This is a genomic window from Pseudomonas sp. Pseusp97, assembly GCF_047304025.1.
In the GTDB taxonomy this organism is placed as follows: Bacteria; Pseudomonadota; Gammaproteobacteria; order Pseudomonadales; family Pseudomonadaceae; genus Pseudomonas.
On sequence record NZ_JBGLYK010000090.1, the window covers coordinates 1 to 20,589 of the forward strand.

Here is a 20,589-nt window from a genome sequence, read left to right on the forward strand (position 1 = left end):
GGTCGCGGAGCCGCTGCCCAGCCAGCCCTGCGGCGACTTGAGGCGGAAGGTCGGCTGCTCGCCGGCCCGCCAGACGAATTCCCCCACTCCGAAACCGCCTACGTTCTGCGACAGCCGGCACTCGAACTGATCCCCCGCCACCGCCCACTGGGCGCTTTCCAGGCGCGGCTGGAACGTCAGTCCCCAGGCCGGCAGGCTTGCGCAAAGTGTGAGCAGGAGAAGAGAAGGCTGGCGCACGGGGGCATCCATACAGGTAAAAAGGCGTCCCACAATCTATCGGTCGGCCCTGGCAAAACTTGATAGCGAGTGCCGGCGACGGCCTTTTCCGGTAGCATTTCCCCCTCTTCCCGCTGCAACCGCACCCCTGGAATCCGCATGTCCGACCGCCTGACACTCCTGCGCCCCGACGACTGGCACATCCACCTGCGCGACGGCGCCGCACTCGCGCAAACCGTCGGCGACGCCGCCCGCACCTTCGGCCGCGCCATCATCATGCCGAACCTGGTCCCGCCGGTGCGCAACGCCGCCGAAGCCGACGCCTACCGCCAGCGCATCCTTGCCGCCCGCCCGGCCGGCAGCCGCTTCGAGCCGCTGATGGTGCTCTACCTCACCGACCGCACCAGCGCCGAGGAAGTCCGCGCCGCCAAGGCCTCCGGCTTCGTGCACGCCGCCAAGCTGTACCCGGCCGGCGCCACCACCAACTCCGATTCCGGCGTCACCAGCGTCGACAACATCTTCCATGTGCTCGAAGCCATGGCCGAAATCGGCCTGCCGCTGCTGGTGCACGGCGAGGTGACCCGCGCCGAGGTCGACGTGTTCGACCGCGAGAAGCGCTTCATCGACGAACACCTGACCCGCGTGGTCGAGCGTTTCCCGACCCTCAAGGTGGTCTTCGAACACATCACCACCGGCGATGCCGCCGCCTTCGTCAAGGCCGCACCGGCCAACGTCGGCGCCACCATCACGGCGCACCACCTGCTCTATAACCGCAACCACATGCTGGTTGGCGGCATCCGTCCGCACTTCTATTGCCTGCCGATCCTCAAGCGCAACACCCACCAGGAAGCCCTGCTGGATGCGGCTACCAGCGGTAGTCCGAAGTTCTTCCTCGGCACCGACTCGGCGCCCCACGCGCGCCACGCCAAGGAAGCCGCCTGCGGTTGTGCCGGCTGCTACACCGCCTACGCCGCCATCGAGCTGTACGCCGAGGCCTTCGAGCAGCGCAAGGCGCTGGACAAGCTGGAAGGTTTCGCCAGCTTCTTTGGTCCGGACTTCTACGGCCTGCCGCGCAACAGCGACCGCATCACCCTGGTCCGCGAAGAGTGGGAAGCACCGGCGGCCCTGCCGTTCGGCGACTTCGACGTGGTCCCGCTGCGCGCCGGTGAAAAACTGCGCTGGCGCCTGCTGGAGACCGAGGCATGAGCGACGAGAATGAAATCTTCGAAGAAGAACTCGACGGTTCCTTCCCGCCCGGCCCGCGCCACCCGATGGCGCGTCGCTTCCGTGGCTATCTGCCGGTCGTGGTGGACGTCGAGACCGGCGGCTTCAATGCCGGCACCGACGCCCTGCTGGAAATCGCCGCGGTCACCATCGGCATGGACGAGAGCGGCTACCTGTTCCCCGAGCACACCTACTTCTTCCGTGTGGAGCCCTTCGAAGGCGCCAACATCGAGCAGGCTGCGCTGGAGTTCACCGGCATCAAGCTGGACCACCCGCTGCGCATGGCCGTGCCGGAAGAACAGGCGCTGACCGAAATCTTCCGTGGAGTGCGCAAGTCGCTCAAATCCAACGGCTGCAAGCGGGCCATCCTGGTCGGCCACAACAGCAGTTTCGACCTGGGCTTCCTCAATGCGGCGGTCAACCGCAGCGGCGTGAAGCGCAACCCGTTCCACCCCTTCTCCAGCTTCGACACCGCGACGCTGGCGGGCCTCGCCTACGGCCAGACCGTCCTGGCCAAGGCCTGCCAGACCGCCGGCATCGAGTTCGACAACCGCGAGGCGCACTCGGCGCGTTACGACACCGAGAAGACCGCCGAGCTGTTCTGCGGCATCGTCAACCGCTGGAAGGAGTTCGGCGGCTGGATGGAAGACGATCACTGATCGCGCCTTCCTGAATGAAAAAGCCCCGCGATTGCGGGGCTTTTTCTTTTCCCTCGCGTCGAACTGACCGGGAGCCTGTAGGGGCGAGGGGGACGCCATCGTTATTGCTCGCGAACCCGGCCGCGCGAACATTGCATTGGCCGGTGAGCCTTGTTCGCGAGCAAGCTCGCTCCTACGAAGAGCCATGAAAAAGCCCCGCCGAAGCGGGGCTTTTCATTCACCGGCAGCCTTACAGCTTGCCGGCATTCTCGGCCAGGTAGGCAGCAACGCCTTCGGGCGAGGCGGTCATGCCCTTGTCGCCCTTCTTCCAGTTGGCCGGGCAGACTTCGCCGTGCTCCTCGGTGAACTGCAGGGCATCGACCAGGCGCAGCAGCTCGTCCATGTTACGGCCCAGCGGCAGGTCGTTGACGATCTGCGAACGCACCACGCCGTTCAGGTCGATCAGGAAGGCGCCACGGAAGGCCACGCCGCCTTCGGACTCGACGTCATAGGCCTTGGCGATCTCGTGGGTGATGTCGGCGGCCAGGGTGTACTTGACCGGGCCGATGCCGCCCTTGTCCACCGGGGTGTTGCGCCAGGCGTTGTGGGTGAAGTGGGAGTCGATGGAAACGCCGATCACTTCGACGTTGCGCGCCTGGAAGTCCGGAATGCGGTGGTCCAGGGCGATCAGCTCGGACGGGCAGACGAAGGTGAAGTCCAGCGGATAGAAGAACACCAGGCCGTACTTGCCCTTGATGGCTTCGGACAGCACGAAGCTGTCGACGATCTCGCCGGTGCCCAGCACGGCGGCCACATTGAAATCGGGAGCTTTCTTACCTACGAGTACGCTCATTTCCTTCTCCTTGATGGTGAGGCGCTAGGGAGTGGACGCATTGCCCGATCGAAAACTGCCGGGCTTGGGGCTGCCGCTCCAGTGGGGCAGCCATCATACACCGCGCACGCTACGCCTTCATCCATGCGGGTTTCGGCGCTAACCCATTGAGCCCATAACCATTTATCGGAGACTGCGAAAGACGCTCGGGGGAAATTTTGACAATCATTCTCATTATTATTAGTATCGCTTCCAACAACCCCACAGCGACCGTAGTGCAACCATGTACGTCTGCCTCTGCAACGGTGTTACCGATACCCAGATCCGCGATGCCATCTACGACGGCGCCTGCAACTATCGCGAAGTGCGCGAGTGCACCGGCGTCGGCACCCAGTGCGGCAAGTGCGCCTGCCTGGCCAAACAGGTGGTCCGCGAGACCCTCGGCGAGCTGCAGGGCGCCCAGGCGATGAACTACAACCTGGCCTATGCGGCGGGTTGAGAAAAAAGACCGCTGATCCGTTCAGCAGGAATTTCGAAGAAACCGGGCCCTGGCCCGGTTTTTTTATGCCTGCAATTCAGTGGCTTAGGTCCAAGTTGCGGAATGAAAACATTCGCATTCATATTCCTTTTTATAACAAATTCAAGGACTTATGTTTGACAGATGGTTATAAGGGCGCGAGAATTTCACTCTCTCCCACTCCACACGGCAGGACTCCGGCATGAAAGGCGACAAGAAAGTCATCCAGCATCTGAACAAGATCCTCGGCAACGAGCTGATCGCCATCAACCAGTACTTCCTGCACTCGCGCATGTGGAACGACTGGGGCCTGAAGCGCCTCGGCGCGCACGAGTACCACGAGTCGATCGATGAGATGAAGCACGCCGACAAGCTCATCGAACGCATCCTGTTCCTCGAGGGCCTGCCCAACCTGCAGGACCTGGGCAAGCTGCTGATCGGCGAGAACACCCAGGAGATGTTGCAGTGCGACCTGAACCTGGAGCTCAAGGCCTGCAAGGACCTGCGCGAGGCCATCGTGCATTGCGAAAGCGTGCATGACTACGTCAGCCGCGACCTGCTCAAGGACATCCTCGAGTCCGAGGAAGAGCACATCGACTATCTGGAAACCCAGCTGGGCCTGATCCAGAAGGTCGGCCTGGAGAACTACCTGCAGTCGCACATGCACGAAGACGACTGATGGAAAAAAGGCACCGGCGCTGTTGTGGACGCCGGTGCCCTTCCCTTCTAGGCGCTCGCCTTCGTCGGGCGACGCACCAGTGACGCCTTGAGCACCAGCCCGGCGCACAGCCCCACCACCACCAGCAACGACAGGCGCAAGCCCACGTGCTCGGCGAGGAAGCCGATCAGCGGCGGGCCCAGCAGCAAGCCGCCATAGCCGAACGACGCCACCGCCGCCACGCCGCGCGAAGGCTCGACGCCCGGACGGTTGCCTGCCGCGCCGATGAGAATCGGCACCACCACCGACAGTCCCGCGCCCACCAGGGCGAAACCGGCAATCGCACCGGCAACCCAGGGGCTGAACAGCGCCAGCAGCATGCCCGCGATGGCCAGCAGCGCGAGGTTGCGCACCAGCGCCTCGTCGGCGAAGCGTATACGCAGGCGATCGCCGAACAGCCGGCCCAGCACCATGGTCGCGGAGAATGCCGCGAAGCCCAGCGCGGCCAGGCGTTCGGACGCGCCCAATACCTGGTGCAACAGCAAGGCGCCCCAGTCGGCGACCGCGCCTTCGGAAACGAATGCACAAAGGGTCAACACCCCCAGGCCGATCAAGGCCGGTGGCGGCAGGCGCCAGCCACGTTGGGCCGGCGCCTCCTCCTCCATGGGCTCGGGACGGCCCTCGAACAGGTTCCGTGCGAACAACGGCAGGATCGCCACGGCAATAAGCGCCAGCAGGCTGAAGTGCCAGATCGGCGCCAGGTCAGCGAAGGCCGCCGCACCGACTGCGCCGACCAGACCGCCCAGGCTGTACATGCCATGCAGGCTGGAGATGCACGGACGGCCGAGGCGCCGCTCGACTTCCACCGCCTGGGTGTTCATCGCCACGTCCATGGTGGCGAAGGTCAGGCCGACGGCGAGAAAGCCCGCCGCCAGGACCCAGACGTCCTGCGCCAGCCCGAGTAGCGGGAAGGTGGCCATCAGCGCCAGCCCGGAGATCACCGTGATCGCCCGGCTGCCGTAGCGGCGCACCAGCGCGCCGGCGAAGGCGAACGCCAGCAGCGCGCCGAAGCCCGCGCCCAGCAAGGCCTGGCCCAGTTGCTGCTCGTCCACCCCGGTCATGCTCTTGAGGGCCGGCACCCGCCCCATCACGCTGCCATGGACCATCCCGCCCATGGCGAAACAGTATCCGCACGCCCAGCGCGCGGCGTTGGCCCGCGTCTGTTCAGTCATTTTATTTCTTCCCAAAAACAAAGCCCCGCCAAGGCGGGGCTTTGTGCAACAGCACGAAAGACTCAGGCGTTGGCCTTGCTCACGGCGTCCTTGATCAGCGGTTGCAGCTCACCCTTTTCGAACATCTCGGCCAGGATATCGCTGCCGCCGACCAGCTCACCACCGACCCACAGTTGCGGGAAGGTCGGCCAGTTGGCGTACTTGGGCAGGTTGGCGCGGATTTCCGGGTTCTGCAGGATGTCGACATAGGCGAATTTCTCGCCGCAAGCCATCAGCACCTGCGCGGCGCGGGACGAGAAACCGCACTGGGGAGCGTTCGGCGAACCCTTCATGTACAGCAGAACGGGGTTGCTGGAGATCTGCTCTTTGATGGTATCGATGATATCCATGAACTTCCTCGGCTTAACTATCAGACACTGACCCGGCAGTCGCCTCTCGGGGCATTGGCCGGCACGGTACTGCGCATTGTACTGCAAAGCCGAGTGCAACGCTCGGCTTTGCAGGAGTCCTGCGACAGCCTGTCAGGCCGCCTCGACCTCCACCGGCACGCCATTGAGCGCGGTGTTGCCGGAGAGCGCATCCAGGTGGCGCTCATCGGTCAGGTCGTTGGCACTGGCTCCGCCCTGCTCGCGGGCGATGGACAGCTGCACACCCGGCCGCCCGTGGCCCCAGCCGTGGGGCAGGCTGACCACGCCGGCCATGACCTCATCGCTGGCCGTCACCTCGATCTCGATGCTGCCGACCCGCGAGCGAACCCGCACCTTCTGCCCGTCCACCAGACCGCGCGAAGCCAGGTCCTGCGGGTGCATCAGCAACTGGTGGCGCGGCTTGCCCTTCACCAGGCGGTGATAGTTGTGCATCCACGAATTGTTGCTGCGCACATGACGCCGGCCGATCAGCAGCAGCTGATCGATGGCCGGCGACTGCGTGTCGGCGAAACGGCGCAGATCGCCCAGGAAGATGTCCGGCGCCGCCTCGATGCTGTGGCTGGCCGTCTTCAGCCGCGGCGCCAGGTTCGGCTGCAGCGGGCCCAGGTCCAGCCCGTGGGGATACTCGCGCAGCCGCGCCAGGTTGAGCCTGTGCTCGCTGGCATCGCCGTAGGGTCCGAAGCGCAGGCCCATCTCGATCATCTGTTCCGGCGCCATGGTGGGTTTCAGTTCGGCGCCCATTCGCGCCGCGTAGGCCTTGGCCAGGCCGACGAAGATTTCCCAGTCGTGCAGTGCGCCTGCAGGCTTGGGCAGGATCGCCTCGTTGAAACGGGTGACGTTGCGCACCGCGAAGACGTTGAAGGTGGTGTCGTAATGATCGTGCTCCAGCGGCGCGGTGGGCGGCAGGATCAGGTCGGCGTAGCGGGTCGTCTCGTTGATGTACAGGTCGACGCTGAGCATGAACTCCAGGCCGTCCAGCGCCTGCTCCAGGCGGCGGCCATTGGGTGTGGACAGCACCGGGTTGCCGGCCACCGTCACCAGCGCGCGCACCTGCCCTTCCCCTTCGGTGAGCATCTCTTCGGCCAGCGCCGCCACCGGCAGTTCGCCGCCGTATTCCGGCAGGCCGGACACGCGGCTCTGCCAGCGGTTGAAAGCGCCGCCGGCAGTGGTCGCCACCAGGTCGACCGCTGGCGTGGTGCACAGAGCGCCACCGACGCGGTCGAGGTTGCCGGTGACCAGGTTGATCAGTTGCACCAGCCATTGGCACAGGCTGCCGAAAACCTGGGTGGAAACGCCCATGCGCCCGTAGCAGACGGCCTTGTCGGCGGCGGCGAATGCTCGCGCCAGCTCGCGGATTTCATTGGCCGGCACGCCGCAGCGCGCCGCCATGGCTTCGACTTTGAATGGCGCCAGCGCTTCGCGCACCGCTTCCAGGCCGCTCACCGGCAAGTGGGTTTCGCGGGTCAGGCCTTCGCTCAGCAGCGTGTCGAGGATGCCCAGCAGCAGCGCGGCGTCCTCGCCGGGGCGGACGAACAGGTGCTGGTCCGCGATGGCCGCCGTCTCGGTGCGGCGGGGGTCGACCACCACCAGCTTGCCGCCGCGCGCCTTGATGGCTTTCAGACGTTTCTCCACATCCGGCACGGTCATGATGCTGCCGTTGGAGGCCAGCGGGTTACCGCCCAGGATCAGCATGAAGTCGGTGTGATCGATGTCCGGAATGGGGATCAGCAGGCCATGGCCGAACATCTGCTGGCTGACCAGGTGGTGCGGCAGTTGGTCCACCGAGGTCGCCGAATAACGGTTGCGCGTCTTCAACTGGCCGAGGAAATAGTTGCTGTGGGTCATCAGGCCGTAGTTGTGCACGCTGGGATTGCCCTGGTACACCGCTACCGCGTTGCTGCCGTGGCGTTCACGGATTTCCGCAAGGCGCGTGGCGACCAGCTCGAAGGCCTCGTCCCAGCCGATCGGCTGCCACTCGTTGCCGACGCGGCGCACCGGCTGGCGGAGGCGGTCCGGATCGTTCTGGATGTCCTGCAGCGCCACCGCCTTGGGGCAGATATGGCCGCGGCTGAAACTGTCCTGGGCGTCGCCCTTGATCGAGAGGATGCGCTCATCCTCGGTCTCGATGGTCAGGCCGCAGATGGCCTCGCACAGGTGGCACGCACGGTGGTGGAGGGTCTTGCTCATGGCTCGCCTCGTTGTTGTAGTCGCCAGCCGCTCGTGGCGCTGGTCGTGGGGTCGCAGAGCACTATGGAACGCGCCCGGGATTAGCACCACCAGCTTCTGTCGGGTGAATCCCCGGGCATCAGGAACGACCATGAAGAAAGCCCGGCTGACGGGGCCTCCGGGCGAAACTTGCGTATATCCGTCATTTCCTTATAGGATCGCGCCTTCCCCCATTTCCCGCTCCATGCGGTCCCGCCGCAGGTTCAGCCCGTTTTTTCTCACGAAAGCCGGTCGGTACCTCGGCCTGATTCTGAGAATAAGTAGTAGGTACGAACCATGAGCGCACGTCACTTCCTCTCGATGCTGGATTACACGACCGAAGAACTGCTCGGTCTGATCCGCCGCGCCACCGAGCTGAAGGACCTGCGCGACCGAGGCGTGCTCTACGAACCGCTGAAGAACCGGGTGCTGGGCATGATCTTCGAGAAGGCCTCGACGCGGACGCGGATTTCCTTCGAAGCCGGCATGATCCAGCTCGGCGGCCAGGCCATCTTCCTCTCCCCGCGCGATACCCAGCTGGGCCGTGGCGAGCCGATCGGCGATGCCGCGCGGGTGATGTCGCGGATGGTCGATGCGGTGATGATCCGTACCTTCGCCCACAGCAACCTGATCGAGTTTTCCGAAAACTCCCGCGTGCCGGTGATCAACGGCCTGTCGGACGACCTGCACCCCTGCCAGTTGCTGGCCGACATGCAGACCTTCCACGAACACCGCGGCAGCATCGCCGGCAAGACCGTGGCCTGGATCGGCGACGGCAACAACATGTGCAACAGCTACATCGAGGCGGCGATCCGCTTCGACTTCCAGCTGAACGTGGCCTGCCCGGAAGGCTACGAGCCGAACGCCGCGCTGATGGCGCAGGCCGGCGAGCGCGTGAAGATCTTCCGCGACCCGCGCGAGGCAGTGGCCGGCGCGCACCTGGTGAGCACCGACGTCTGGGCCTCCATGGGCCAGGAAGACGAAGCGGCGGCGCGCCTGCGCCTGTTCCAGCCATATCAGGTAACACGTGCGCTGCTCGACGGCGCGGCGGCGGATGTACTATTCATGCACTGCCTGCCGGCCCACCGTGGCGAAGAGATCAGCGAAGACCTGCTGGACGACACGCGCTCCGTGGCCTGGGACCAGGCGGAAAACCGTCTCCACGCCCAGAAGGCGCTGCTTGAACTGTTGGTCGAGCACGCGCACTACGCCTGAATCCGTTCCGAGTCCGATGACCCAACCGCTGCTGCTCAACCTCGAAGATCTTTCCTGTGGCTACGAACAGCAGCGTGTGGTGCAAGGCGTCAGTCTGCACCTGAACGCCGGCGACATCGGCTGCCTGCTCGGCCCTTCGGGCTGCGGCAAGACCACCACCCTGCGCGCCATCGCCGGTTTCGAACCGGTGCAGGGCGGGCGCATCGAACTGGCCGGCGAAGTGATTTCCCGCCCCGGCTTCACCCTGTCGCCGGAAAAGCGCCGGATCGGCATGGTGTTCCAGGACTACGCGCTGTTCCCGCACCTGTCGGTGGCGGACAACATCGTCTTCGGCATCCGCAAGCACCCCGAGCGCGAGCGCATCGTCGGTGAGTTGCTCGAGCTGGTGAAGCTCGACGGCCTCGGCCAGCGCTTCCCCCATGAACTCTCCGGCGGCCAGCAACAACGCGTGGCGCTGGCCCGCGCGCTGGCGCCGCAGCCGCAACTGCTGCTGCTCGACGAACCCTTCTCCAACCTCGACGTGGAACTGCGCCGCCAGCTCAGCCACGAGGTGCGCGACATCCTCAAGGCCCGTGGCACCAGCGCCATCCTGGTCACCCATGACCAGGAAGAAGCCTTCGCCGTCAGCGATCACGTCGGCGTGTTCCGCCACGGCGTGCTGGAGCAGTGGGACACCCCCTTCAACCTCTACCACGAGCCGCAGACGCCCTTCGTCGCCAGCTTCGTCGGCCAGGGCTACTTCATTCGCGGACAGATGCGCGGAACCGACGCGGTAGAAACCGAACTGGGCCTGCTGCGCGGCAACCGTGCCTACAGCCTGCCGGACGGCAGCGCGGTGGATGTGCTGCTGCGCCCGGACGACCTGGTGCCGGCCGCCGATGGCGGGTTGAAGGCGCGGATCGTCGGCAAGTCCTTCCTCGGCGCGGCGACGCTGTATCGGCTGCAATTGCCCACCGGCACCCAGCTGGAATCACTCTTCCCCAGCCACGCCGACCATCGGCCGGGCGACGAGGTCAGCATCAGCGTCGCCGCCGAGCATCTGGTGCTGTTCCCGGCACAAGGCAGCGTGGCGCTCTAGCCGAGCGCGCTGTCCAACTCGAGCATCAGCTCCGGCAGCAACTCGAACAGGTCGCCCTGCAGACCGTAGTCGGCGATGTCGAAGATCGGCGCATCCGGGTCGAGGTTGATCGCGGCGATGACCTTGGCGTCCTTCATGCCCGCCACGTGCTGCACTGCACCGGATATGCCCACCGCCAGGTAAAGCTCCGGCGCCACGATGCGCCCGGACTGGCCAATCTGCAGCTCCGCCGGCGCGAAGCCCGCATCCACCGCCGCCAGCGAAGCCCCCACGGCGCCATGCAGGCGATCCGCCAATGGATAGAGCGCCGCGAAGCCTTCCTCGGTTTGCAGCCCACGTCCGCCGGCGACTATCACCCGCGCGGATTCCAGTGCCGGGCGTTCGAAATCCGGATGTTCCTCGCCCTGCCAGGAAGAAAGCGCGAGATCCCCCACCCCGTTGCGTCTTTCCAGCTCGGCGTTGCCACCCTCAGCGCAAACCGGATCGAAGGCCGTTGGCCGTATACCCAGCACCTTCACCGGCGCCTCGCAGCGCACCGTGGCGATGGCGTTGCCAGCGTAGATCGGGCGCTGGAAGGTCTGCTCGTCGAGCACTGCGATCACATCGGACACCGCATCCACGTCCAGCAGCGCCGCGATGCGCGGCAGGCAATCGCGCCCTGTCGCGGTGGCCGGCGCGAGAATGTGGCTATAGCCGGGAGCCAGTTGCACGACCAGCGCGCAGAGGTTCTCTGCCAGCAGGTGGTCGCAGGCGGGGTCGTCCACCAGCACGATGCGCGCCACGCATTCGATGCGGCGCGCCTGTTCGGCCAGAGAAGCCAGGCCACTGCCGGCCAGCAACAGATGCACGTTGCCGCCGATCTGCCGGGCGGCCGCCAGGGCGTTCAGGGTCGCGGGTGCGAGGACGGCGGAACCGGTGTGGATGTGATAGTCAGCGATGACCAGGATTGCCATGGGAGTGCCTGCGAAGCTGCGAACCGCACCAGAGGGGCGCGGTTTTCAGTGAAGGCCAGACTACGCCAGGGAGGCGCATTCCCCCCGGTCACAGATCAACCAACCAGCAGGTGACCGCTGGCCACCAGGCGCGAATGACCAGCGATGCTCACACGGTCTTCCTCCAGGCGGCACCACAGCTCGCCGCCACGCGCGGAACACTGGAAGGCGCGCATCTGCAGCTTGTTCAGGCGGCCCGACCAGTAGGGGATGAGGCTGCAATGCGCGGCGCCGGTCACCGGGTCCTCATTGAGGCCGATGGCCGGGGCGAAGAAGCGCGAGACGAAGTCATAGTCGTCGCTGCGCGCGGTGACGATCACGCCCAGGTATGGCAGCCGCGCCAGGGCGGCGAAGTCCGGCTTGCAATCGCGCACGGCCTGCTCGGATTCCAGCAGCGCCAGCAGGTGCGAGGCATTGCTCAGGGCATCCACCACGTCCACTCCGAGCGCGCTCGCCAGTTCCACCGTGGCGCCGATCTCGCTCGGCGGCTGCGCCGGGAAGTTCAGCGCCAGCCGGCCTTCCTCGCGGGTCACGCGCAGCGGACCGGACAGCGAGTTCAGCTCCAGCACCTCGCCCGGTTCCTCGAACAAATGGAACAGCACATGGGCGCTGGCCAGGGTGGCGTGGCCACACAGCGGCACCTCGGCGGTCGGGGTGAACCAGCGGATGCGCCAGCCCTCGGTCTCCTTCACCAGGAAGGCGGTCTCCGACAGGTTGTGCTCGGCGGCGATGTTCTGCATCAGCTCGTCGCTCAGCCAGGCGTCGAGGCGGTAGACCATGGCCGGGTTGCCGGCGAAGGGACGGTCGGTGAAGGCGTCCACCTGGTGGAAGTCGAGCAGCATGGCGATCTCCTTGTAAATGATGGCCGAGCATGACAGAAGCCAACGGGCAGCGAACCGTACAGTGGGCACCACACAGTACCCGCTCCAAACCTGAAATTTCGTGCCGGGGCCTGCCCTCGCCCCGCCCTGGCTGCGCGTCCCGCTCCGAAGGGAGAGGGAGCTATCCGCGCCGGCTGATGCCGCAGTTTCAGCCGGCGCCGACCCAGTCCCCTCTCCCTTCAGGGAGAGGGCTAGGGAGAGGGAAAAGCCCAGGTACGGACTTTCAGGGAAAGACAGTTGCTCCTACAACGAAACTCAGGACCGCCCGATAGGCGCAAACGTCGCTGAAGTCAGCCCGGCCAGGGTCTCGGCACTCAGCTCCACCTCCAGCCCGCGCCGCCCGGCACTGACATGGATGGTCGGGTAACCCTGGGCGGACTCGTCGATAAAGGTGCGCAGGCGCTTCTTCTGTCCCAGCGGGCTGATGCCGCCCACCAGGTAACCGGTGGCCCGCTGCGCCGCGTTGGGGTCGGCCATGTCGGCCTTCTTCACGCCCGCCGCATGGGCCAGCGCCTTGAGGTCCAGGGTGCCCACCACCGGTACCACTGCCACCAGCAGTTCGCCCTTCTCGCTCGCCGCCAGCAGCGTCTTGAATACCCGCGCCGGGTCGAGATTGAGTTTCTCCGCGGCCTCCAGGCCGTAGGACGGCGCCTTGGGGTCATGCTCGTAGCTGAGCACGTGATGTTCGGCGCGGTTCCTCTTCAGCAGGTCGATGGCGGGGGTCATGATCGGCGGGCTTCTCGCAGGCAACTTTCCAGCGCATAACAGTAAGCCAAGGTGTGGCGCGCTGCACGGTGTTCGCTTCACCGACGCGGATGAATCCCGTATGTTCACCGCCAATCCCTCCCGGACCTGCCGCCGGGACCGCCGAACGGAATCCGCACAAGGCCGCCGCCATGACCGACCTGACGAACAAGAAATACGTCGTTGCCCTCGACCAGGGCACCACCAGCTCGCGCGCCATCATCTTCGACCACGACGCCAATGTGGTCAGCACGGCCCAGCGCGAGTTCGCGCAGATCTATCCGCAGCCGGGCTGGGTCGAGCACGACCCGATGGAAATCTGGGCGACCCAGAGCTCGACCCTGGTCGAGGCGTTGGCCCAGGCCAACATCAGCGTCGCCGAAGTAGCCGCCATCGGCATCACCAACCAGCGCGAAACCACCCTGGTATGGGACAAGAACACCGGCCGGCCGATCCACAACGCCATCGTCTGGCAATGCCGGCGCAGTGCGGCTATCTGCGAGCAGCTCAAGCGTGACGGCCTGGAACAGCACATCCGCGACACCACCGGGCTGGTGATCGACCCCTACTTCTCCGGCACCAAGCTCAAATGGATCCTCGACAATGTCGAAGGCGCCCGCGAACGCGCCCAGCGTGGCGAGTTGCTGTTCGGCACCGTCGACAGCTGGCTGATCTGGAAGCTCACCGAGGGCGAGGTGCACGTCACCGACTACACCAACGCCTCGCGCACCCTGATGTTCGATATCCACAAGCGCGACTGGGACGAGCGCCTGCTCGCCGCGCTGGACGTGCCGCGCGCCATGCTGCCGCAGGTGCGTGCGTCTTCCGAAGTCTACGGCCACGCCAAGGTCGGCGGCCTGGGCGTGCACCGCACGCCGATTGCCGGGATCGCCGGCGACCAGCAGGCCGCGCTGTTCGGCCAGATGTGCGTGGAGCCGGGCCAGGCGAAGAACACCTACGGCACCGGCTGCTTCCTCTTGATGAACACCGGCGCCAAGGCGGTGAAGTCCACCCACGGCCTGCTCACCACCATCGCCTGCGGCCCGCGCGGCGAAGTGGCCTATGCGCTGGAGGGCTCGGTGTTCAACGGCGGCTCCACGGTGCAGTGGCTGCGCGACGAGCTGAAGGTGATCAACGACGCCCACGACTCCGAGTACTTCGCCACCAAGGTGAAGGACAGCAACGGCGTCTACCTGGTCCCCGCCTTCACCGGCCTCGGCGCGCCCTACTGGGACCCGTACGCCCGTGGCGCGCTGTTCGGCCTGACCCGCGGGGTAAAGGCCGACCACCTGATCCGCGCCACCCTGGAATCCATCGCCTACCAGACCCGCGACGTGCTCGACGCCATGCAGCAGGACGCCGGCGAACCGCTGCGCGCCCTCCGCGTGGATGGCGGCGCGGTGGCCAACAACTTCCTCATGCAGTTCCAGGCCGACATCCTCGGCACCCCGGTGGAGCGCCCGCAGATGCGCGAGACCACCGCCCTCGGCGCCGCCGTGCTGGCAGGCCTCGCCTGCGGTTTCTGGGGGAGCCTGGCGGAGCTGAAGAACAAGGCGGTGATCGAGCGGGTGTTCCAGCCTGCCTGCGACGAGGCCGAACGCGCGCGCTTGTATGCGGGATGGCAGAAAGCCGTGGAGCGCACGCGCGGCTGGGCGACTGAAGACTGATCGCATTATCGGCAGCGTAGGATGGCGTGGAGCGAAGCGATACCCATCGATGTTCATGCGCGCAATGGTGATGGGTATCGCAAGCTCCACCCATCCTACGGACTGACACCACTGCGCTTTTCGTAGGAGCGGGGGGGGGGGGGGCGCCCCCCCCCCCCCCCCGCTCCTACACACAGAATCAGAACTCCCCATGCCGCCCTTCCCCACCGGCAAACCGCCTCGCCCCGTCCACCGTCTCGCCGCTTTCGATCACCGCCATCCCGCCCTGGAATTCGTTGGCCAGCGCCACGTCGAACGACAATTCCCACTGCGCAAACACGCTCGCCCGATCAGCCAGCATGCACATCTGCGGAAACTCGGCGATCTCCCGCGCCAGCTCCTCGGCTGATTCCAGTGCCTGCCCGCTGGGCACCACACGGTTCGCCAAGCCCATGGCGAAAGCTTCCTGCGCGCCCACCGGGCGGCCGGTGAGGATCAGGTCCAGCGCCCGCCCTTGGCCGACGATGCGCGGCAAACGCACGGTGCCGCCGTCGATCAGCGGCACGCCGAAGCGCCGGCAGAACACCCCGCACACCGCGTCCTCGGCCATCACCCGCAGATCCGCCAGCAGCGCCAGCTCCAGGCCGCCAGCCACGGCGTAGCCCTCGATAGCGGCGATCAGCGGCTTGGACAGCTGCATGCGACTCGGCCCCATGGGCCCGTCGCCTTCGGTTTCCAGGCGATTGCGCCGTTCGCCGCCCTCGGCCACCGCCGCCAGATCAGCCCCCGCGCAGAAGGTCCCGCCGGCGCCGGTGAGCACGGCGACCCGGGCTTGCTCGTCCTGCTCGAAGTCGCGCAGGGCATCGGCCAGCGCCTGGGCGGTGGGCAGGTCCACGGCGTTACGCACCGCAGGGCGGGCGATGACCAGGGTGGTCACCGGACCGTTCTTCTGGATTATCACGCTCATGGCGAACTCCTCGGGCCAGGAATCAGAAAAGCGAAAGGGCCGGTTTTGGGCCGGCCCTTTCACCTTACTGCGTTCGCCTTCGTGGAACAGCCCCGCTGGCCGTTCCACCGGTCAGGCTGGCCGGATCAACCGGCGTATTTCTGCAGGTTGGCCATCATCTCGCGCAGCGCCTCGACGTTGTCCTTGGGGTGCACGGCATGGTCGAAGTTGCAGATCTGCGCGAAGTTGGCCGCCACGTCCTCGACACTGAAGCCCTCGCGCGGGTCGAAGCCCACGCCCAGGCTGCGCTCCCAGCGCACCTTGCCGATCCAGCCGCCGCCCACTTCGAAGAGGCCGGAGGTTTCCTGGCAGGCTTCGCTGCCCAGGTACACCACCAGCGGGCTGACCAGCTCGGGCTTGAGGGCCTCGAACACCTGCGGCGGGATCAGGCCTTCGGTCATGCGGGTGCCGCCGGTGGGGGCGATGGCATTGACGAAGATGTTGTTCTTGCGGCCTTCGATGGCCAGGTTGCGGGTCAGGCCGTAGAGGCCAAGCTTGGCCATGCCGTAGTTGCTCTGGCCGAAGTTGCCATAGATGCCGGAGGTGGACGAGGTGAAGATCACCCGGCCGTAGCCCTGCTCGCGCATGAACGGCCAGGCGGCGCGGGTCACCTTGTAGGCGCCTTCGACGTGGACCTTGTAGACCAGGTCCCAGTCGGCGTCTTCCATCTTGTGGAAGGTCTTGTCGCGCAGGATGCCGGCGTTGTTCACCACCACGTCGATGCGGCCGAATTCCTCGACGGCCTGGCGGACGATCTTCTCGCCGTCGGTCACCGAGTCATGGTTGGCGATGGCGGTGCCGCCGGCTTCGCGGATTTCCGCGACCACGCGGTCGGCAGCCGAGGCGTTGGCGCCTTCGCCATGGGTGCTGCCGCCCAGGTCGTTCACCACCACCTTGGCGCCGTGCTTGGCGAACAGCAGGGCGTGGGCACGGCCGATACCGCCACCGGCTCCGGTAACGATCACGACTTTTCCGTCGAAACGCAGGGCATCACTCATGATTGGGGCTCCAGGCAGGATGGTTTTTCCCGGAGTGTCCGGCAGTCATGATCCGGTCACAACCAAGACGACCGTGGCTGAATGGTGCCCGATAAGGCCGGGGGATGATCCGTCAGCGCATCGGCAGGTTCAGCTCCGAACGCGGGCCGAGCTTGAACAGCCACCAGTCGTACTCGCTCCAGAACAGCAACAGGCCCAGGGCCGGCAGCAGCGCCAGCGCGCCCAGGGCGGCGGGCACCCAGTCCTGCGTGAGCCAGGCGTAATAGCCGCCGGCCGCACAGAGGGCGAGCAGCACCAGCAGCACCGGAACGGCGAAGAAGACGAAGTCCCGGCGCAGGTTCAGCAACACCCGGTACAGCAGCGAGCCCTGCGGCTGGCGGACGGGAATGACGGATCTGAGTGGCATGGCAGCGGCCTCCGGCTGGACAAAGCCGGGAAAGCTACCGCTGCCCCTGCGAAACGATCTATCAGGCAGTTCCGAAACTGCTGATGGATCGGTCCGTACCTACGGAGCCCGTTCCTGTCGGAACGTCAGGTAGTGCTGCAGCACCTGCTCCGGCGCCTCGACCTGCGGGTAGTGGCCGATGCCGGGCAGCTCGACGGCATCCGGCTGCGGAATCAGCTCGCGATAGCGAACCACCATGTGCGCGCCGGAGATCGGGTCTTGCGGCCCGTCGATCAGGCGCAGCGGCACCGAGGTGCGCTGCATCGCACCGACCCAGCGTTCGCGGTGTTCCCGGCGGTCGAGGATGTAGTGGATCAGCCGGTGCATGACGCGCGGCCCGTCGTTTTGGCGGATCAGCTCCCAGAAGGCATCGAGCTCCGCTTCGGACGGCTGGGTCTGCGGGCCGAACACCTTGGCGAAGTTCTGCGCCAGGCGCTGGCGGTCGAACAGCCGGCCGAACAGGGAACCGAACGGGCTGAGCAGCAGCTTCTGCGAGAGCACCGCGCGGTGGGTTTCGGGGAACAGCCCGCCATTGAGGAAGGCCAACGATGCCAGGGCGAAGCCGCCCTCCTCATGCCGTGCCAGCAGTTCCTGGCCGACGCTGTTGCCGTAGTCGTGCACCAGCAGGTGAACCGGCTCGCGCACGCCCAGGTGCTGCAGCAGTGCCTGCTGCAAGTCGGCCTGTTCGAGGATGCGGTAGTCGTGCCCCCTGGGTTTGGCGGAATCGCCGAAGCCGAGCATGTCGCAGGCGATCACCCGGTAGCGCTCGGCCAGCGGTTGCCAGAGGTAGTGCCAGTCCCAGGAAGCGGTGGGGAAACCGTGCACCAGCAGCAGCGGAGCGCCGCTGCCGGCGCTCCAGTAGCGGATCGGCAGGCCACGGAAGGTGAAGTCGCTGCCCTGCGCGCGCCAGTCGTGCAGGGCGATGCCGGCCAGCGCCATCAGTCGCGGTAGCCGGGGTTCTGCAGGTCCAGCTTGCGCAGCAGCGCAGGCCACGCCAGCGCGCCGCCCATGCCCTGCTTGCTCCTGGTCACGGCCGCCGCCATGGCGCGGGCGCCATCGAGGATCTGCTGCGGGATCAGGATCAGCTCGGCGCCGCCGCCCTGGGCCAGCACCTGGATCTCGCAGGCGCGCTGCATCGTGAACATCATCAGGAAGGTGTCGGCGATGGTGCCCGAGCAGGTCAGCAAACCGTGGTTGGGCAGGATCATGAAGTTGGCTTCGCCCAGGTCCGCCTGCAGGCGCGCCTTCTCGTCATGGTTCAGCGCCACGCCTTCGTAGCCGTGATAGGCCAGGCTGGACAGCACGAACAGCGACTGCTGGGAAATCGGCAGCAGGCCCTGCTTCTGCGCGGACACGGCGATACCGGCGGCGGTGTGGGTGTGCAGCACGCATTCGACGTCGTGGCGTACTTCGTGGATGGCGCTGTGGATGGTGTAGCCCGCCGGGTTGATGTCGTAGGGGCTGTCCATCAGCTTCTTGCCCGAGGCATCCACTTTCACCAGGCTCGATGCGGTGATCTCGTGGAACATCATGCCGTAGGGGTTGATCAGGAAGTCCTCGGTACCGGGGACCTTGGCCGAGATGTGGGTGAAGATCAGGTCGTCCCAGCCCTGCAGCGCGATCAGCCGATAGCAGGCGGCGAGGTCGACGCGGGTCTGCCATTCGGCGGCGGAGACCTGGTCCTTGACGTTCACGGTGGGCAGCGGGTGAGCGGCGTGCATGGTCGGTAGCCTCTTCGTTGTTGTTGTTCGATGGCGCAGTCTAGTCAGCGCGGCGGCCTGGCGACTGTCACGGAACTGACAGTTGTCCCTGTCAGCGTCTGGCGAATGTTCGCCTATAAGCGCGGACCGATAATCCACCTTGCGCGGGCGATTTCCCCACCTATAGTGGGCACAGTCGTCTGCAGCGGCGCCGGCATTCACGGGCGCCATGGCGATTCCCTCCAAAAGCGCTATCCAGACAGTGCGGCAGCCAGCTCGCACGTCAGGGCTGGCGGAAGCGTGCCCGAATTTCACCCCTGCCCCGATGTCCTCTGCGGCATCTCCGCCCAATCCGGAAATATTTCGCAATATCTTTGCAATGCGCTCGCGCAGTACCCGGGAGTCGGGAGGAGACTCCAGTTCGGCCAACGAGGCAGCCGACGTGAAACGAACCGCCATCATGCAGCCCTACTTCTTTCCGTACCTGGGCTACTTCAGCCTGATCAAGCACACCGACCTGTTCGTCCTGTTCGACACCGTGCAGTACATCCACCACGGCTGGATCGAGCGCAACCGTATCCTCAAGCAGCAGGATGGCTGGCTGTACATCCGCGTGCCGAGGATCAAGCACCACCGTCACACGCTGATCAAGGACGTGCGCCTGGACAACCGCCAGGACTGGCGGCGCAGCCTATTTTCCCAGCTGGACGTCTATCGCAAGGTCGCGCCCTACTACCGCGACGTGCGGGAAATGGTCGCCGCGTCCCTGGACCATCCGTTCGAGGACATCGTCTCGCTGAACAAGGCCACCCTGGAGGCCACCTGCGCCTACCTGGGCTTCCCCCGCAAAATGCCGGTGCTATCGCACATGGAGTTGCCCATGGAGAGGCCGACTGCGCCGGACGAATGGGCGCTGAACATCTGCAAGGCGCTGGGTGGCGTGGAGGAGTACTGGAACCCGCCGGGTGGGCAGAGCTTCTTCGATCGCAGCAAGTACAACGATGCCGGGCTGAGGTTGCGCTTCCAGGAGCCCAAGCTGCATCCCTATGACCAGAGGCGCCCGACCTTCGAGCCGGGCCTGTCGATCATCGACGTGATGATGTTCAACTCCCCCGCCGATACCTCACGGATGCTCGATGCTTACGAGCTGAGCTGATCGCGCCCTTGACCGTCGCTTACAGGCACCAGGCCAGGACTGGCGCCATCAGCAGGTTGAAGAGTCCGGTCAGGACCATCAGCAGACCCGCCGCCGAACCCTCCTCACCGCCGAACTCGTAGGCCCGGCTGGTGCCCGCGCCATGGGCGCCGACGCCCAGCAAGGCGCCACGGGCCAGGGCGGAGCGCAGGCGCAGCAGCTTCATCAGCACGCCGCCGATCAGCGCACCGAACACCCCGGTGATCATCACGAAGGCTGCGGTCAGGGCCGGTACGCCGCCCAGGTCATGGGACATTTCCATGGCGAAGGGGGTGGTGATCGAGCGCGGGATCAGCGACAGGGTCACCTGGCCGTCCAGCGCCAGTGCATGGGCCAGCGCCCAGGAACTGCCGATGGCCATGCTCGAGCCGGCCAGCATGCCGGTCAGCAACGCCGGCCAGTGCCGGGCGAGCAAGGCCCGCTGCTGCCAGATCGGGATGGCGAAGGCCACGGTGGCCGGGCCGAGCAGCGCCACCAGCCAGCTGGTATCGCGGGCGTAGTCGGCGTAGCGGGCCTGCAGCGGGATGGCCAGGGCGAACAGCAGCGCCGGCACGAAAACGATGGGCGACAGCCAGTACTGCTGGAAACGGCGGTAGAGGGTACGGCTGAGCAGGTAGCCGCCCAGGGTCACGGCCAACCAGAACAGCGCTTGCTTATCGAGGCTCATGGCGCGAACTCCTGTTGCACATCCATTCCACCGCCAGCGCGGTGGAAAGCATCACCATCACGGTGCTGGCGG

21 protein-coding genes and 1 pseudogene are annotated in these 20,589 nt (G+C 66.0%); 8 read left to right on the forward strand and 14 right to left on the reverse strand.

Annotated elements, in window-relative coordinates:
* A pseudogene (locus ACCC94_RS16080) lies at positions 1 to 249 on the reverse strand (OmpA family protein); the annotation flags it as partial.
* A gap of 126 nt (positions 250 to 375) precedes the next feature.
* Here ACCC94_RS16080 and pyrC point away from each other — a divergent pair.
* The gene (gene pyrC, locus ACCC94_RS16085; RefSeq protein ID WP_413350485.1) at positions 376 to 1,422 is read left to right on the forward strand and encodes a dihydroorotase; all 1,047 of its coding nucleotides are present in this window, start codon (positions 376 to 378) and stop codon (positions 1,420 to 1,422) included.
* Positions 1,419 to 2,099, forward strand: a complete 681-nt coding sequence (gene rnt, locus ACCC94_RS16090; protein WP_015476175.1) for a ribonuclease T — start codon at positions 1,419 to 1,421, stop codon at positions 2,097 to 2,099. Before pyrC ends, rnt begins: the two co-directional genes overlap by 4 nt.
* A 229-nt stretch (positions 2,100 to 2,328) precedes the next feature.
* On the opposite strand, the gene ACCC94_RS16095 is transcribed toward rnt, so the two are convergent.
* Positions 2,329 to 2,931: a peroxiredoxin gene (locus ACCC94_RS16095; protein WP_192435089.1), complete on the reverse strand. Its 603-nt coding sequence runs from the start codon at positions 2,929 to 2,931 to the stop codon at positions 2,329 to 2,331.
* A gap of 262 nt (positions 2,932 to 3,193) precedes the next feature.
* Here ACCC94_RS16095 and ACCC94_RS16100 point away from each other — a divergent pair, with 262 nt between their 5' ends.
* Both ACCC94_RS16100 and bfrB read left to right on the forward strand, forming a co-directional pair.
* Positions 3,194 to 3,409, forward strand: a complete 216-nt coding sequence (locus tag ACCC94_RS16100) for a bacterioferritin-associated ferredoxin (protein WP_017521013.1) — start codon at positions 3,194 to 3,196, stop codon at positions 3,407 to 3,409.
* Positions 3,410 to 3,629: 220 nt separating this feature from the next.
* Entirely contained in the window at positions 3,630 to 4,106 is a 477-nt protein-coding gene (bfrB, locus tag ACCC94_RS16105; RefSeq protein WP_259756845.1) for a bacterioferritin BfrB, read from the forward strand.
* A gap of 47 nt (positions 4,107 to 4,153) precedes the next feature.
* Here bfrB and ACCC94_RS16110 read toward each other — a convergent pair whose 3' ends face one another.
* The 3 genes from ACCC94_RS16110 to ACCC94_RS16120 form a co-directional block, all read right to left on the reverse strand.
* Positions 4,154 to 5,317, reverse strand: coding sequence for an MFS transporter (locus tag ACCC94_RS16110; RefSeq protein WP_413350486.1), 1,164 nt, complete (start codon positions 5,315 to 5,317; stop codon positions 4,154 to 4,156).
* A gap of 62 nt (positions 5,318 to 5,379) precedes the next feature.
* Positions 5,380 to 5,706 carry a Grx4 family monothiol glutaredoxin gene (gene grxD / locus ACCC94_RS16115; protein ID WP_017521010.1) on the reverse strand — a complete coding sequence of 109 codons (327 nt, stop codon included), beginning with the start codon at positions 5,704 to 5,706 and terminating at the stop codon, positions 5,380 to 5,382.
* A gap of 132 nt (positions 5,707 to 5,838) precedes the next feature.
* On the reverse strand, positions 5,839 to 7,932 hold the full coding sequence (locus ACCC94_RS16120) for a molybdopterin oxidoreductase family protein (protein ID WP_413350488.1): 2,094 nt from the start codon (positions 7,930 to 7,932) through the stop codon (positions 5,839 to 5,841).
* A 315-nt stretch (positions 7,933 to 8,247) separates the two neighbouring features.
* Between ACCC94_RS16120 and argF the strand changes: the two genes are divergently transcribed.
* Together argF and ACCC94_RS16130 are read left to right on the forward strand one after the other, a co-directional pair.
* Positions 8,248 to 9,165: an ornithine carbamoyltransferase gene (gene argF / locus ACCC94_RS16125; RefSeq protein ID WP_413350489.1), complete on the forward strand. Its 918-nt coding sequence runs from the start codon at positions 8,248 to 8,250 to the stop codon at positions 9,163 to 9,165.
* Positions 9,166 to 9,181: 16 nt separating this feature from the next.
* Positions 9,182 to 10,243: an ABC transporter ATP-binding protein gene (locus tag ACCC94_RS16130; RefSeq protein ID WP_413350490.1), complete on the forward strand. Its 1,062-nt coding sequence runs from the start codon at positions 9,182 to 9,184 to the stop codon at positions 10,241 to 10,243.
* On the opposite strand, the gene ACCC94_RS16135 is transcribed toward ACCC94_RS16130, so the two are convergent.
* From ACCC94_RS16135 to ybaK, 3 genes are all read right to left on the reverse strand, one after another.
* Complete coding sequence (locus ACCC94_RS16135) at positions 10,240 to 11,196, reverse strand: electron transfer flavoprotein subunit alpha/FixB family protein (RefSeq protein ID WP_413350491.1); 957 nt, start codon at positions 11,194 to 11,196, stop codon at positions 10,240 to 10,242. The two genes, ACCC94_RS16130 and ACCC94_RS16135, sit on opposite strands and share 4 nt — an antisense overlap.
* Before the next feature lie 95 nt (positions 11,197 to 11,291).
* Complete coding sequence (locus ACCC94_RS16140; RefSeq protein WP_413350492.1) at positions 11,292 to 12,077, reverse strand: PhzF family phenazine biosynthesis protein; 786 nt, start codon at positions 12,075 to 12,077, stop codon at positions 11,292 to 11,294.
* A 294-nt stretch (positions 12,078 to 12,371) separates the two neighbouring features.
* Positions 12,372 to 12,842, reverse strand: coding sequence for a Cys-tRNA(Pro) deacylase (ybaK, locus tag ACCC94_RS16145; RefSeq protein ID WP_413350493.1), 471 nt, complete (start codon positions 12,840 to 12,842; stop codon positions 12,372 to 12,374).
* A gap of 170 nt (positions 12,843 to 13,012) precedes the next feature.
* On the opposite strand from ybaK, the gene glpK reads away from it, so the two are divergent.
* On the forward strand, positions 13,013 to 14,527 hold the full coding sequence (glpK, locus tag ACCC94_RS16150; protein WP_413350494.1) for a glycerol kinase GlpK: 1,515 nt from the start codon (positions 13,013 to 13,015) through the stop codon (positions 14,525 to 14,527).
* 178 nt (positions 14,528 to 14,705) lie between these two features.
* On the opposite strand, the gene ACCC94_RS16155 is transcribed toward glpK, so the two are convergent.
* The 5 genes from ACCC94_RS16155 to ACCC94_RS16175 form a co-directional block, all read right to left on the reverse strand.
* On the reverse strand, positions 14,706 to 15,473 hold the full coding sequence (locus ACCC94_RS16155; RefSeq protein ID WP_413350495.1) for a crotonase/enoyl-CoA hydratase family protein: 768 nt from the start codon (positions 15,471 to 15,473) through the stop codon (positions 14,706 to 14,708).
* Positions 15,474 to 15,598: 125 nt separating this feature from the next.
* On the reverse strand, positions 15,599 to 16,510 hold the full coding sequence (locus tag ACCC94_RS16160; protein WP_413350496.1) for an SDR family oxidoreductase: 912 nt from the start codon (positions 16,508 to 16,510) through the stop codon (positions 15,599 to 15,601).
* Positions 16,511 to 16,622: 112 nt separating this feature from the next.
* Complete coding sequence (locus tag ACCC94_RS16165; RefSeq protein WP_413350497.1) at positions 16,623 to 16,916, reverse strand: hypothetical protein; 294 nt, start codon at positions 16,914 to 16,916, stop codon at positions 16,623 to 16,625.
* Between the two features lie 99 nt (positions 16,917 to 17,015).
* A complete protein-coding gene (locus tag ACCC94_RS16170) occupies positions 17,016 to 17,894 on the reverse strand; it encodes an alpha/beta fold hydrolase (RefSeq protein WP_413350498.1) in 879 nt (292 codons plus the stop codon).
* Complete coding sequence (locus ACCC94_RS16175) at positions 17,894 to 18,676, reverse strand: class II aldolase/adducin family protein (RefSeq protein ID WP_413350499.1); 783 nt, start codon at positions 18,674 to 18,676, stop codon at positions 17,894 to 17,896. The genes ACCC94_RS16170 and ACCC94_RS16175 overlap by 1 nt, the downstream gene beginning before the upstream one ends.
* A 421-nt stretch (positions 18,677 to 19,097) precedes the next feature.
* On the opposite strand from ACCC94_RS16175, the gene ACCC94_RS16180 reads away from it, so the two are divergent.
* Positions 19,098 to 19,811, forward strand: coding sequence for a WbqC family protein (locus tag ACCC94_RS16180; protein WP_413350500.1), 714 nt, complete (start codon positions 19,098 to 19,100; stop codon positions 19,809 to 19,811).
* A gap of 19 nt (positions 19,812 to 19,830) precedes the next feature.
* Here the strand turns inward: ACCC94_RS16180 and ACCC94_RS16185 are convergent, their stop codons facing one another.
* Positions 19,831 to 20,517 carry an LrgB family protein gene (locus ACCC94_RS16185; protein WP_413350501.1) on the reverse strand — a complete coding sequence of 229 codons (687 nt, stop codon included), beginning with the start codon at positions 20,515 to 20,517 and terminating at the stop codon, positions 19,831 to 19,833.
* Between the last annotated feature and the right edge of the window lie 72 nt (positions 20,518 to 20,589).

Excerpts from the sequence above, each read along its gene's own strand:
- ybaK (WP_413350493.1), bottom strand. The coding sequence starts at position 12,842 with ATGACCCCCGCCATCGACCTGCTGAAGAGGAACCGCGCCGAACATCAC.
- ACCC94_RS16140 (WP_413350492.1), bottom strand. The coding sequence starts at position 12,077 with ATGCTGCTCGACTTCCACCAGGTGGACGCCTTCACCGACCGTCCCTTC.
- ACCC94_RS16135 (WP_413350491.1), bottom strand. The coding sequence starts at position 11,196 with ATGGCAATCCTGGTCATCGCTGACTATCACATCCACACCGGTTCCGCC.
- grxD (WP_017521010.1), bottom strand. The coding sequence starts at position 5,706 with ATGGATATCATCGATACCATCAAAGAGCAGATCTCCAGCAACCCCGTT.
- ACCC94_RS16110 (WP_413350486.1), bottom strand. The coding sequence starts at position 5,317 with ATGACTGAACAGACGCGGGCCAACGCCGCGCGCTGGGCGTGCGGATAC.
- argF (WP_413350489.1), top strand. The coding sequence starts at position 8,248 with ATGAGCGCACGTCACTTCCTCTCGATGCTGGATTACACGACCGAAGAA.
- ACCC94_RS16160 (WP_413350496.1), bottom strand. The coding sequence starts at position 16,510 with ATGAGTGATGCCCTGCGTTTCGACGGAAAAGTCGTGATCGTTACCGGA.
- ACCC94_RS16100 (WP_017521013.1), top strand. The coding sequence starts at position 3,194 with ATGTACGTCTGCCTCTGCAACGGTGTTACCGATACCCAGATCCGCGAT.
- pyrC (WP_413350485.1), top strand. The coding sequence starts at position 376 with ATGTCCGACCGCCTGACACTCCTGCGCCCCGACGACTGGCACATCCAC.
- ACCC94_RS16120 (WP_413350488.1), bottom strand. The coding sequence starts at position 7,932 with ATGAGCAAGACCCTCCACCACCGTGCGTGCCACCTGTGCGAGGCCATC.
- ACCC94_RS16175 (WP_413350499.1), bottom strand. The coding sequence starts at position 18,676 with ATGCACGCCGCTCACCCGCTGCCCACCGTGAACGTCAAGGACCAGGTC.
- ACCC94_RS16170 (WP_413350498.1), bottom strand. The coding sequence starts at position 17,894 with ATGGCGCTGGCCGGCATCGCCCTGCACGACTGGCGCGCGCAGGGCAGC.
- ACCC94_RS16185 (WP_413350501.1), bottom strand. The coding sequence starts at position 20,517 with ATGAGCCTCGATAAGCAAGCGCTGTTCTGGTTGGCCGTGACCCTGGGC.
- ACCC94_RS16165 (WP_413350497.1), bottom strand. The coding sequence starts at position 16,916 with ATGCCACTCAGATCCGTCATTCCCGTCCGCCAGCCGCAGGGCTCGCTG.
- bfrB (WP_259756845.1), top strand. The coding sequence starts at position 3,630 with ATGAAAGGCGACAAGAAAGTCATCCAGCATCTGAACAAGATCCTCGGC.
- ACCC94_RS16130 (WP_413350490.1), top strand. The coding sequence starts at position 9,182 with ATGACCCAACCGCTGCTGCTCAACCTCGAAGATCTTTCCTGTGGCTAC.
- rnt (WP_015476175.1), top strand. The coding sequence starts at position 1,419 with ATGAGCGACGAGAATGAAATCTTCGAAGAAGAACTCGACGGTTCCTTC.
- glpK (WP_413350494.1), top strand. The coding sequence starts at position 13,013 with ATGACCGACCTGACGAACAAGAAATACGTCGTTGCCCTCGACCAGGGC.
- ACCC94_RS16155 (WP_413350495.1), bottom strand. The coding sequence starts at position 15,473 with ATGAGCGTGATAATCCAGAAGAACGGTCCGGTGACCACCCTGGTCATC.
- ACCC94_RS16095 (WP_192435089.1), bottom strand. The coding sequence starts at position 2,931 with ATGAGCGTACTCGTAGGTAAGAAAGCTCCCGATTTCAATGTGGCCGCC.